Raw genomic sequence first — 12,070 nt, forward strand, 5'->3', positions numbered from 1 at the left:
AAATCTAGTTGCAATATATCTTATAAATACTCTGCACTCTTTAAAAAAAACGCTTTATTCAAAAGAGTCTATGTCTAGAATAAATGAAGTTTTACAAGATATTTACACACGGTCCTAGCCAATATCAATAACTTTGTCCCATGCAAACTCTAATGCCGTACTACTAACCTCATTTGGATAGGCTCGTGGATTGACGATCACTCGCGTATTACCAATTCTATAATCAAATGCTTCATGAGTATGTCCATGTACCCATAGCATCGGTGCCCAGTCTTCGTGCATCCATCCTGACAAGTCACTAACGAAAGCCGCATTACTCGGTAGATTGGCATATTTTTCAGATACTGATAACGAACTGACGCTGTGATGACTCATGACTACTGTTTTTTTACCAAGTTTATGAGATTCCATCAAAGCTTGCTGTAGCCACTGACGATGCTTGGCATGAATCTGCATAGATACTTCAGGCGAAAACAGTTCGTTGCCTGCATAGATTTGCTTATAGTCACGCATAAAATGACGAGCAGCGGCCATGGTGTCTTCGTTAGCATGATACTGATAATCAGTCCAAAGCGTACAACCTAAAAGGCGTATATCACCAATATCGATATGCTGACATTGTAATACGCGAACGCCTTGATTATACGCAGCATCATAGTTATCCCAAGTTGCCAGTTTACGGTCAAAGCTCAATACGTCTTCATCAAAGTATTCATGATTACCAGCGATAGTAATCAGGGGAATTTCTAAGCGCGCCGCTTGTTCTTGCAACCACGGCATACCTTTGTCGCTATTAGCAGTATCCCCTGCTACCAGCACTATATCTGCATCAGTTTTGGGAATATGTCCAACGGGGTGCGATTGACGTGCATAACTATCAATATGTAAGTCACTCAATATCTGTAATTTCATATTATCCAACATCACTTAGTGGCGTTATTATTAAAAATCTAATTAGCGATAAACGCTCATAGCAGTACTACTGATCTTTAGCTACATGAGCGTTGTCAATATAGTTATTATATTTTAGAAAGGTTGTAAGAATAAATTTAAGTAGTGTAGCAGCTTTTCCTTGACCATCAAAAAGTAAAAAGACAGCCATTTAGGCTGTCTTTTTTTCTTAACATCTATTCAAACTTAAATACTTTGAAGTATTGTCTGTAGTTTAGCAGCAGGGTCTGAGGCTTGAGTGATCGAACGACCAATGACTAAACAATCGGAACCGTCTATTAGCGCCTGACTTGGTGTACAGATACGTTTTTGATCATCCGCATTGTCTTCAGCTAGGCGTATGCCAGGCGTTACCAGTTTAAAATCCTGACCACATAATGCTTTAAGTGCCTTTGCTTCTTGAGCCGAGCAAACTACCCCATCTAGACCAGCTTGCTTAGTCAGTTGTGCTAGTCGGCTTACTTGGGTATCTAAGCTATCAGTGATGCCTGTTTGCATCAACGCTTCACTATCCATAGAGGTTAATACAGTAACTGCAATAAGTAAGGTATCGAGATCTCTATCTAGCAAGCGCTGTTTTGCCAACGACATGGCCTCTAGACCTGCGCTAGCATGGACATTCACCATCCATACACCAAGTTCAGCGGCAGCCAATACTGCTTGAGCAGTGGTATTCGGAATATCATGAAATTTCAAGTCTAAGAACACTTCAAAATCACGTTGATGTAATGCCTTGATGATATCAGGACCACAACGCGTAAACAGCTCTTTACCGACTTTCAATCGACATTGGGATGGATCTAACTGGTCAGCTAACGCTAAAGAAGCCTTTACCGTCATATTGTCTAGAGCGACGACAACTGGAGAGTTAATTACTTTATTCATGGTTTTACCATATATTTTGAAGTTATCAAAGTATTGTATTTGAGGTCAGTACTGCGATCGTTGAACTGTCACTTAGCAGAGCACCTAAAAGATTACCTAAAGACTTAATCTCGTCTACGCTTAGATAGAGTAGAGCCTTCAGTTAGGCTAGTTGCATCGGTATTGTGCACGTTAGTAGCAGAAGCACCATAAACAGCTTCATCTACTGTTGGCGCGCTTGCTTGACGATCGATAACTGTATTGGCTTGAGTCAATTGCTCTTGCAGGTTTGCGTTTGCTTTTTGCAGACGTGAGATTTCCCACTTATTCTGTAGCACACGAAAGATAAGTAATGCCAGTAAAATACCAATAACAATACCTAGCATCAAACACAAAATAAGTAGCAACCCTAGATTCATCGTAGGTGCTTGTGAAAACAGTAGGTTGACTCCGACCTCAGTATTATTTGCCAATACCAAACCAAGTGAATAGGCAAAGCTCAAGAATAGCAATACAAATAGTAGAAAGCGCATGAGACAGTTACCTCTGTTTGGAATGAGAAATTTTGACGGTTAGATAGCCAGTGCTGGTTTAATTAACCGTTTGCTACCGTATCGTTTACTGCTTCGCGTAAAGCCTTACCTGGCTTAAAATGTGGAATCGCTTTAGCCGGTACAGGTACGCTTTCACCTGTCTTAGGATTACGTCCCATACGGGCACGGCGATGATGTAGACAAAAACTACCGAATCCGCGAACTTCGACTCGGCCATCATTGGCTAAAGTATGGGTCATCAAGTTTAAGATTTCACGCACTGCGTCATCAACCACGGTGTCTGCCATGTTGTCACAGTTTGCACTCAAATTACTAATAAATTCGGATTTGTTAATCGCTTGCTGCATTATTACGCTTGCCTTGTTGATTGATGGATAAGCTGATGATAAGTCAACGCTCTATAGTACGTAATTGCGTTTGTATAATTAAACTATATATACTGAATCTTTGAAAATTAACATTCAGAATCACATTATGACTATAAAAAGCTTATAACTATCATCTCGTTACTCAATGGTGCAAATGATAGCGGATATTAGCGTAAATGGGAATAAGAGTTTGCCGATTTGGCTAAAAACCTCTCTTACTAACTGTATTAATAAAATCTAATCATAAAAAAAAGCGACCGAAGTCGCTTTTTTTATATTACTTTTATGTCAATAGTTTGCAGCTTACTGCATTTGCTCTTTGATCAAATCACCAATAGTTTTTGGCTGTGCATCAGAACCTGGAGCAGCAGTAGTGTTCGTGCTACCAAGATCTTTAATCGCTTGACGCTCTTCAGCTTCGTCTTTCGCTTTGATAGACAAGTTGATGTTGCGTGTTTTACGATCAACACTGATGATTTTCGCTTCAACGTCATCACCAACAGTCAGATGCTTAGTTGCATCTTCAACGCGGTCACGTTGGATTTCAGAAGCACGTAGATAAGCTTCAACTTCGTCAGCAAGTTCGATAGTAGCGCCTTTAGCATCTACTTCTTTTACTTTACCATTAACAATAGCACCACGGTCATTGTTGACTAGGTATTCGTTGAATGGATCAGAGCTTAACTGCTTCACGCCTAAGCTGATACGATTGGCTTCTGCATCTACAGACAATACCATTGCTTCAACGGTGTCACCTTTGTTGTAGTTACGGATAGCATCTTCGCCAGTTTCGTTCCAAGAGATATCAGATAGATGAACAAGACCATCAATACCACCGTCTAGACCGATAAAGATACCGAAGTCAGTGATTGATTTGATAGTACCAGTGATTTTATCACCACGCTCATGTTTCTTATCAAACTCATCCCATGGGTTAGCTAGAGTTTGTTTGATACCTAGGCTGATACGACGACGTTCTTCATCGATATCAAGAATCATTACTTCAACTTCATCGCCCACTTGAACCACTTTAGATGGGTGGATGTTTTTGTTGGTATGATCCATTTCTGATACGTGTACTAGACCTTCGATACCTTCAGAAATCTCAGCGAAACAACCATAGTCAGTCAAGTTGGTTACGCGAGCTTTTACAACACTACCTACTGGGTAAGTGCCGCCAACGTTATCCCAAGGATCAGTACCAAGTTGTTTTAGACCTAGGCTAACGCGGTTGCGTTCACGGTCAAACTTCAATACTTTAACTTTTAGGTCTTGGCCAACTTCAACAACTTCAGATGGGTGCTTGATACGGCGCCATGCCATGTCAGTGATGTGCAATAGACCATCGATACCACCTAGATCAACGAACGCGCCGTAATCAGTAAGGTTCTTAACGATACCTTCGATCTCGATGCCTTCTTCAAGCTTGTTCAATAGCTCTTCGCGCTCAGCTGAGTTTTCAGCTTCCATAACTGCACGACGGCTAACAACAACGTTGTTGCGTTTCTGGTCAAGTTTGATGACTTTGAATTCTAGCTCTTTGCCTTCAAGATGCGTTGTATCACGGATAGGACGTACATCTACCAATGAACCTGGTAAGAACGCGCGTACTGAACCGATATCTACAGTGAAACCGCCTTTAACTTTGCTTGAAATGATACCTTTAACGATTTCATCGTTATCAGCGATTTTTTCAAGGAAGTTCCAAGTTTCAACACGTTTAGCTTTCTCACGTGACAGCAAGGTTTGACCCATGCCGTTATCAACCGCTTCAACTACGACATCAACGCTATCGCCAACTTCAACTTCAAGTTCGCCTTCTTCGCTTAAAAACTCTTCACGAGCGACGATACCTTCAGATTTAAGACCAGTATCTACTGTGATCCAATCGCTATCGATGGCCACAACAGCACCTGTAATAACCGAGCCACGCTCGATATCTAGGCCCTGCTCTTCAATGCTCGCTTCAAATAGTTCAGCAAATGATTCCATTATGTCTACCTTTGTATAGCCGTATCCTGTCCAGCACAGTACGGATCAAATTTATGATTGTATAGAACGAAATACTGGTTTTATATCCCATACAATCATATAAAAAAACGTTTGTTGATAGCGAGCTCATTATAATTAAAACTGACTAACAACAACTGTCTTATATCGAATGCAATATCTTGAATAAACTAAGTTTTTCTTATGGCTTCAATAAAATTTAACTTAACCGTATTATTTTATACTAAAACAATGATTAATAGGAAACTTTTTAGTACTTAATATGTTTTTTTCACTAGCTATTAAATGACTAGCTAGTGAAAAAAACACCTTTATCTTGGCAATGCTTCTTAACCTGCTCATATACTGCATCAGCATTAAGCGCTGAGCTATCAAGTAATAATGCATCTGCCGCAGGCTTCGATGGCGCTGTACTGCGATTTTCATCACGATCATCACGCTCTTTTATCGTCGCTAAAATCGCCTCAAAATCTGCTGTTTGACCAGCATTCAATAACTGAATCACACGGCGCTCTGCACGTGCTTCAGCACTGGCCGTCAAAAACACCTTAACATCAGCATCTGGGAAAACAACCGTACCCATATCGCGACCATCAGCAACCAAACCTGAACGAGTGGCCATATCTTGTTGTAGCTTGAGCAATGCTTGACGAACTTGTGGAAAGACAGCTATCTGTGATGCATAGCCTCCGACCGTTTCATTGCGTACTTGCTCACCTACTGCTTGTCCATTAACAATGATATCTACACGTCCTGAGTCATTGTTTGGTACAAACGCTATCTCTAAGCTTTCAGTCAATGCTAATACAGCATCTTCATCAATTGGTTGGCTAGTATCTGCGCTGATTAAACCCGCTTCAAAGGCTTTTAGCCCAACAATTCTATAAAGCGCACCAGAGTCTAACAACTGATAGCCTAACACTTGTGCTAGACGCCATGTGACCGTACCTTTACCAGCGCCACTGGGACCATCGATACAAATAACAGGGTAGCGCACTGATGAGGTATGGCTATCCTCTGTATTGAGTAAAACATTATCAGGTGTAGAACTAGTCATAATACTTACTCAATAATATGCGTTACTTATATCGCTTATCGTATGTCATTAATAAAACAATATTTATTCGTATGTTAAGTCTTTAATAGCCCATTGAAATGGGTGCTATCAAATAGGGCAATATTATAGCAAAAAATCATCGTGACCACTAGCACCAAGACTGATATCTTGTTTATTAGTATTTTGAGTTTACATAGTGGCCTTATTCTTTTTCGCCGCTTGCCTACGCTCACGAAAAAATGTCTTAAGTATTTGACTACTATGCTCGCTGCATAATCCACTATAGGCTTGAATACTGTGATTATAGAAAGGTTGTAATGATAAGTCCATTTGACTACCAACCATCCCAGCACGCGGTTCACTCGCTGCGTACACCAGCTTGTTTACACGCGCATGAATTAATGCACCAATACACATTGTACACGGCTCCAGAGTGACATATAAAGTAGTCTGTAGCGGCAGTCGATAATTTTCTAAACGCGTACAAGCATCTCTTAATGCAACTATCTCTGCATGAGCAGTAGCATCATGGCTACTGATGGGTTGATTAAAACCTCGGCCGATAATCTGCTGATCATGTACCAATACCGCACCTACCGGCACCTCTCCACGCTCAGCACCTTGCTTAGCAAGTTGGATTGCTTGTTGCATCCATATAACATCTTCAGCTAACCAAAAGGTGCTGACCTGAATATTTAAAGATTGGTACGGCATTAAGCTTATATTCTGTATATTTTGCATTTATTGTGGTAATTGCCAGTCAATTGGAGTTTGGCCATACTGCACCAAGTAGTCATTTGTTTTAGAAAAAGGTTTAGTGCCAAAAAAGCCGCCACGGTTCGCCGCTAGTGGTGATGGATGTACCGCTGTCAGAATCAAATGCTTATCCGTATCGATATACTTGCCTTTCTTCTGGGCTTTACTACCCCACAAAATAAATACGGTATGCTTTGTCTGTTCATTGACTGCATCGATGACAGCATCAGTAAACTGCTCCCAGCCTTTATTTTGATGACTGTTTGGCTCGCCTTCTCGGACAGTTAGTGAGCTATTAAGCAGGAGAACGCCTTGCTGTGCCCAGTATGTCAAATCGCCATGCGCTGAAGGCCGAATACCAATGTCATCTGCCATTTCTTTGAGCAAGTTATTCAATGATGGTGGCTTTGGAATGGCTTTAGGAACAGAAAATGATAACCCCATAGCCTGACCTGGACGATGATAAGGATCTTGGCCCAAGATTACCACTTTGACTTGTGACAAAGGCGTGAGGTTAAGCGCATTGAACATCAATGGTGCAGGCGGATAGATACTATCATCGGACTGATAGGCTTCCTTTAAAAATGCGCGTAGATTATCCATATTCTCAGACGTTAGTTCATCTGCTAATGCTGTTTTCCAATCTTCTGGTAAACGGACATTGTCTAAAATCGCCTGTTTTTGTTCTGCTGTTTTGGTTGTCGGTTCATCAAACAGTTCCATATTGTGTCCTTTTTATACTTGTTATCTTGTTATAAGTTCAATAGATTTGTTAAAGCCAGCTTACTATAAATAATCATACTAACAAAAAATAGTGTGCACTTTGTTGATGAATTATAGCAATAAAAAAACGGCTACCGCAGTAATACGGTAGCCGTTTTTGTGACATCAATATTAAACAACTTAGCTAGCAAGAGATTCAGAATCGGGTTGTGGTTCATGAGTTTCAACGACTGTCAGAATAATACGACTATCAGCTGAGCCTTTGTCTGACACCTTATCAGGCTTCATCGTATCATTCTCTTGAGAATCATCGACTTTAGGCTCTAAAGTCAGATGTACGACACCGCCATTGACCAAATCACCAAACAAAATCATACTTGCCAATGGTTTTTTGATTTCATCCTGAATCAAACGCTGCATCGGACGTGCACCCATTAGACGGTCATAGCCTTTATCCGCCAAGTAGTCACGTACATCGTCATCAATCTCTAATGTCACTTGCTTATCATCAAGCTGTACTTGTAATTCAACCAAGAACTTATCGACAACCGATACAACAACTGACGTATCTAGAGGATTGAACTGAATAATGGCGTCTAAGCGATTGCGGAACTCTGGCGTAAAGACACGTTTCAGCGACTCTGTATTATCACGACTATGGTCTTGTTGCGTGAAGCCCATTGACGAGCGACTGATACTATCAGCACCAACGTTCGTTGTCATAATAACGATGACTTGCTTAAAGATGGCCACACGACCATTGTTATCAGTCAACGTACCATGATCCATCACTTGTAGTAACAAGTTGAACACATCTGGATGCGCTTTTTCAATCTCATCAAGCAACAATACACAATGTGGATGCTGATTGATTTTTTCGGTGAGTAAGCCGCCTTGATCATAGCCAACATAACCTGGAGGTGCACCGATCAAGCGTGATGCCGTGTGCGCTTCCATATACTCTGACATATCAAAGCGTACTAATTCTACACCTAACAGGTTCGCTAACTGACGCGATACTTCTGTTTTACCCACACCAGTCGGACCTGCAAACATAAACGAACCAATTGGCTTATCTGGGGCTTTTAATCCTGCACGTGATAGCTTGATAGCATCAGCCAACGTAGCAATCGCCTCATCTTGACCAAATACCAAGTGCTTTAGATCTCGATCTAGGTGCTCAAGGATACTCTTGTCATCACTCGATACAGATTTAGGTGGAATACGTGCCAGTTTAGCAATGATAGCTTCGATATCAGCTACATCGATTTTCATCGGTGGCTTTTGACCTTTTGACAATTTCACACCATCTGCTGATTTAGCACTATCGCTTGCTTTCGCAGTCGCTGCTTCATCCTGCATTTCATTGTCTGTATCACCATCGATACCTTCGATATCAGCATCAATCTGCGCATCAAAATCTTGCTCTAAATCAGCAATGAAACTTTCTTCCGCTTCGATATCATCGACATCAGGCACCACGCCTAAGCGCTTGTACGCACCTGCTTCATCAATCACGTCAATGGCTTTATCAGGTAAAAAACGCTCATGAATATGCTTGGCTGATAACTGTACCGCTGTGACCAACGCTTCATCCGTATACTCAACATTATGGAATTCTTCATAACGAGGTTTTAGGCCACGCAGGATATCGATGGTGTCATCCACACTAGGTTCTTTAACATCGATTTTTTGGAAACGACGCGACAATGCATGGTCTTTTTCAAATACTTGGCGATACTCAGTAAAAGTTGTTGAACCGATACAACGCAGCTCACCGTTAGCAAGCGCTGGCTTAATAAGGTTCGATACATCCATATTGCTGCTCATAGATGAACCAGCACCAATAATCATATGAATCTCATCGATAAAAAGAATAGCATTTGGTTTTTTCTTTAACGCATCAAGCAATGACTTCATGCGTTTTTCAAAGTCACCGCGATACTTAGTTCCCGCAATCAGTGAGCCAATATCAAGGCTATAAATCACGCAACCGTTAAGGGGCTTCGGTGCTTTGTCATTAATAATTAACCATGCTAAACCTTCAGCGATAGAGGTTTTACCTACACCAGGCTCACCTACTAGCAATGGGTTATTTTTACGACGACGACACAGTACTTGGGCAGCACGTTCAATTTCAGAAGCACGACCAATCAAAGGATCTGTTTTACCTTCAGCAGCTCGCTGATTTAGATTGGTTGCAAATTCAACTAAGGGATCTTTGCTGGTCTTTTCAGAAGCACTACGACGCTCAGTGCCTGCAGAACCACGTGATTCAGATGGCTCTTCTTTATCTTGACCATGTGATAAATACTGGGTTAACTCAAGGCGACTGATGCCCTGTTTTTTAAGCAGGTAGACAGCATAGGTATCATGTTCTGAAAACATAGAGACCAAAATATCAGAACCTTCTACCAATCGACCACCACCAATTGACTGCACGTGAAAAATAGCACGTTGCAAAATACGATCAAAGCTTTGAGTCGGCTGCGGTGACTGTTCTGTATCAGCATCGATAGTTGGCGTGTGTTTATTAATATAAACCTCAAGCTCAGTACGCAACGCCGAGACATTAGCATTACAAGCAGTCAACGTATTGGCAGCATGAGTGTTTTCTAATAAGGCCAAAAGCAAGTGTTCAACAGTGAGATACTCATGCGATTTTTGGCGCGCAAGCGTCATTGCTAAACGTAGAGAAACTTCAAGATGACGACTTAACATAACAACTTCCTACGGTTATATCTATCTTTATAATTGATAGTTTTATGAATGAGTTAGTAAGTAAATCAGGGCGATAGATGAATTGTTCAAGGGCTATATTCGTATTATTAGACGTCATGAATAAATAAGGTGAGCGGTAGACTATTGATTAAATACTATAATCTCGCTATCAGCCAACAGTAATCACAACTATCCATGGCCGCTTTTCTTTATATCAACACGATACTTCGACGGAGTCAATCTATTAACACAGACTAAAATGTATCAAAGCGTGCTACAAGCTAGTAGCGACAACCTTAATAACGAATATTAAATGTTGAAAAACTGATTAGATAGAAAGAGAGATTGATAGTTGAAAAGCTAGAAATGACGGAGTTTTATCAAGTTCAACGGAGATACTTAGTCTAAAACTATTGGACAGGCTGTTTAATAGATAGGGTTATTAGCTATAAAAATCAATACTATATGGATAATAAAACTATTTTAAAAGGCAAAGTTCATTTATAAGAGGAGTGACTGAAAAGTCAAAAAAGCTCACTATAAAGGTGAGCTTTAAGAAGGATTACTTAGAAATAAGGAACAGTAGGTAAAACTTTAATAGAGCCATATATCAGTACAAGAAATGAATAAATTGCTCTACTCGCCTTGATGCGGTTCGATTTGGGTCAATAATGGATAGCCTTCACGATGTGCCAGACTATTTACTTTTTTGGCCTTAGTCTCGGCGATATCTTTGGGATAAATGCCAGCAATGCCTTTGCTGCTATTATGAATGGTCAGCATAATCTCAACTGCAGAATCCATACTATGACGAAATTCTGACTGCAATATGTATACAACAAACTCCATCGGCGTGTAGTTGTCATTGTACATAACGACCGCATACATGGGCGGTTTGGCTACTTCAGGCTCTGCGACCAATACATCTGCTTGCGGTGACGTTTCGCCATCGGTATCACCGTCTTGTGCACGATGAGCAGGCATATTGGGAAAGTGCCAATCAGCAACCGTTGGCGTGGCTTGTGATATCATTTTTTTCATCATAATCAAAATATAATTATAAGGTAAGTTTAAGATAGAGAATGTTAAGGCAGGCGATAAGGCATGGTATAAAGCACAACCACTAATTAAGGTCATTGTGCTTTGATTTCAACCACAGCATCGTCACTGAGTATTTTATTAAGACATGAGGTAATTAAGGTACGATAGGACTTTCATCAACTTCTGGTAAATCTAGGAGCGATGGTAGCATGTTATCCACACTATCACCGAGCTTCCAGTCATACAATTGCTCTACTTTCTGACCACCAGCTTGCAAAGTCAGTTTTGCTTGCAATGGTCTAAAGCCTGATGGCATTACAAAGCGACCACGTATCCGAACGATACCTTCGATCATATGGTATGCAGGATCAAGTGGTACTTCTACAAGGTCATCATTGTTAAGTAGCGTCAATACAGGCCTTAAGCGTTTGGCTTGACCATCGCTACTTAGCATCCCAATATCAAAACCATACTCAAAAGCATTTTCAGGTAATGGCGAAATTTTGGCACCTAATACCTGTAAAGGCATACCACCTTTCTCACGGATGACATCTGAATATAGCTCATTGAGCTGTGATACTTGTTTATTTTCTACCGTCAATTCTTGCTGGCTTTCACGCAGTTCTTTTAAATTAGCCAAACTGATGGCCAGTTCTTGTTTGGCAGTTGCCGCTTGGTTAATGGCTATCTTATTGCTAAGGCGCAAGTCTTCTAGTGCTTGTGTCGCTTCAGTGCTATCGATAATTGCTTGCTTGGCTTCTGTTTCCATCGAATGAAGGCCACGTTGGTAGCCAAGCTTATGACCAAATACCAGCCCAACCACCGCTGTCACTAATACGGCTACAACGAACAGTGCCAATACCAATGTAGAAGCGCCGCGTTGTGAGCTAGCAATACCACTTATAGGGACATTATTATTTCTAAAGGAATGCTGTTTGCGCTCCAAGCTAGGTATAACCAAGTCTTTGCACAATAGACGTGCTGGCTGTGAGCAAAAGCGTAGTACGAGCTGAGAACGCATTTAG

11 protein-coding genes are annotated in these 12,070 nt (G+C 41.0%); all 11 read right to left on the reverse strand.

Features of this window, described 5'->3' with window-relative positions; translation table 11 throughout:
- Window positions 1-114: 114 nt before the first annotated feature.
- The gene (locus ACI2IW_RS01865) at window positions 115-912 is read right to left on the reverse strand and encodes a metallophosphoesterase (RefSeq protein WP_227684575.1); all 798 of its coding nucleotides are present in this window, start codon (window positions 910-912) and stop codon (window positions 115-117) included.
- Window positions 913-1,137: 225 nt separating this feature from the next.
- Window positions 1,138-1,836 carry an orotidine-5'-phosphate decarboxylase gene (gene pyrF / locus ACI2IW_RS01870; RefSeq protein WP_404692444.1) on the reverse strand — a complete coding sequence of 233 codons (699 nt, stop codon included), beginning with the start codon at window positions 1,834-1,836 and terminating at the stop codon, window positions 1,138-1,140.
- A 104-nt stretch (window positions 1,837-1,940) separates the two neighbouring features.
- Window positions 1,941-2,348 (reverse strand): lipopolysaccharide assembly protein LapA domain-containing protein, encoded by a 408-nt coding sequence (locus tag ACI2IW_RS01875; protein WP_101206142.1) that lies wholly within the window; start codon window positions 2,346-2,348, stop codon window positions 1,941-1,943.
- 62 nt (window positions 2,349-2,410) lie between these two features.
- On the reverse strand, window positions 2,411-2,716 hold the full coding sequence (locus ACI2IW_RS01880; protein WP_057759195.1) for an integration host factor subunit beta: 306 nt from the start codon (window positions 2,714-2,716) through the stop codon (window positions 2,411-2,413).
- Window positions 2,717-3,040: 324 nt separating this feature from the next.
- Window positions 3,041-4,729, reverse strand: coding sequence for a 30S ribosomal protein S1 (rpsA, locus tag ACI2IW_RS01885; RefSeq protein WP_057759193.1), 1,689 nt, complete (start codon window positions 4,727-4,729; stop codon window positions 3,041-3,043).
- A 307-nt stretch (window positions 4,730-5,036) separates the two neighbouring features.
- A complete protein-coding gene (gene cmk, locus ACI2IW_RS01890; protein WP_404692445.1) occupies window positions 5,037-5,804 on the reverse strand; it encodes a (d)CMP kinase in 768 nt (255 codons plus the stop codon).
- A gap of 189 nt (window positions 5,805-5,993) precedes the next feature.
- A complete protein-coding gene (gene tadA, locus ACI2IW_RS01895) occupies window positions 5,994-6,518 on the reverse strand; it encodes a tRNA adenosine(34) deaminase TadA (protein WP_227684574.1) in 525 nt (174 codons plus the stop codon).
- A 27-nt stretch (window positions 6,519-6,545) separates the two neighbouring features.
- Window positions 6,546-7,283: a uracil-DNA glycosylase gene (locus ACI2IW_RS01900; RefSeq protein ID WP_238053193.1), complete on the reverse strand. Its 738-nt coding sequence runs from the start codon at window positions 7,281-7,283 to the stop codon at window positions 6,546-6,548.
- Between the two features lie 180 nt (window positions 7,284-7,463).
- Complete coding sequence (locus ACI2IW_RS01905) at window positions 7,464-10,004, reverse strand: AAA family ATPase (RefSeq protein WP_404692446.1); 2,541 nt, start codon at window positions 10,002-10,004, stop codon at window positions 7,464-7,466.
- Between the two features lie 636 nt (window positions 10,005-10,640).
- Window positions 10,641-11,036 carry an ATP-dependent Clp protease adaptor ClpS gene (locus ACI2IW_RS01910; RefSeq protein ID WP_101206289.1) on the reverse strand — a complete coding sequence of 132 codons (396 nt, stop codon included), beginning with the start codon at window positions 11,034-11,036 and terminating at the stop codon, window positions 10,641-10,643.
- Window positions 11,037-11,199: 163 nt separating this feature from the next.
- Window positions 11,200-12,066, reverse strand: coding sequence for a hypothetical protein (locus ACI2IW_RS01915; RefSeq protein WP_404692447.1), 867 nt, complete (start codon window positions 12,064-12,066; stop codon window positions 11,200-11,202).
- Window positions 12,067-12,070: the final 4 nt, after the last annotated feature.

The organism is Psychrobacter sp. NPDC078501, assembly GCF_044900935.1.
GTDB lineage: Bacteria > Pseudomonadota > Gammaproteobacteria > Pseudomonadales > Moraxellaceae > Psychrobacter.

Bases quoted from the DNA above. Each gene is read 5' to 3' on its own strand.
- cmk (WP_404692445.1), bottom strand. From the start codon at position 5,804: ATGACTAGTTCTACACCTGATAATGTTTTACTCAATACAGAGGATAGC.
- ACI2IW_RS01905 (WP_404692446.1), bottom strand. From the start codon at position 10,004: ATGTTAAGTCGTCATCTTGAAGTTTCTCTACGTTTAGCAATGACGCTT.
- ACI2IW_RS01900 (WP_238053193.1), bottom strand. From the start codon at position 7,283: ATGGAACTGTTTGATGAACCGACAACCAAAACAGCAGAACAAAAACAG.
- ACI2IW_RS01880 (WP_057759195.1), bottom strand. From the start codon at position 2,716: ATGCAGCAAGCGATTAACAAATCCGAATTTATTAGTAATTTGAGTGCA.
- tadA (WP_227684574.1), bottom strand. From the start codon at position 6,518: ATGCCGTACCAATCTTTAAATATTCAGGTCAGCACCTTTTGGTTAGCT.
- rpsA (WP_057759193.1), bottom strand. From the start codon at position 4,729: ATGGAATCATTTGCTGAACTATTTGAAGCGAGCATTGAAGAGCAGGGC.
- ACI2IW_RS01910 (WP_101206289.1), bottom strand. From the start codon at position 11,036: ATGATATCACAAGCCACGCCAACGGTTGCTGATTGGCACTTTCCCAAT.
- pyrF (WP_404692444.1), bottom strand. From the start codon at position 1,836: ATGAATAAAGTAATTAACTCTCCAGTTGTCGTCGCTCTAGACAATATG.
- ACI2IW_RS01875 (WP_101206142.1), bottom strand. From the start codon at position 2,348: ATGCGCTTTCTACTATTTGTATTGCTATTCTTGAGCTTTGCCTATTCA.
- ACI2IW_RS01915 (WP_404692447.1), bottom strand. From the start codon at position 12,066: ATGCGTTCTCAGCTCGTACTACGCTTTTGCTCACAGCCAGCACGTCTA.
- ACI2IW_RS01865 (WP_227684575.1), bottom strand. From the start codon at position 912: ATGAAATTACAGATATTGAGTGACTTACATATTGATAGTTATGCACGT.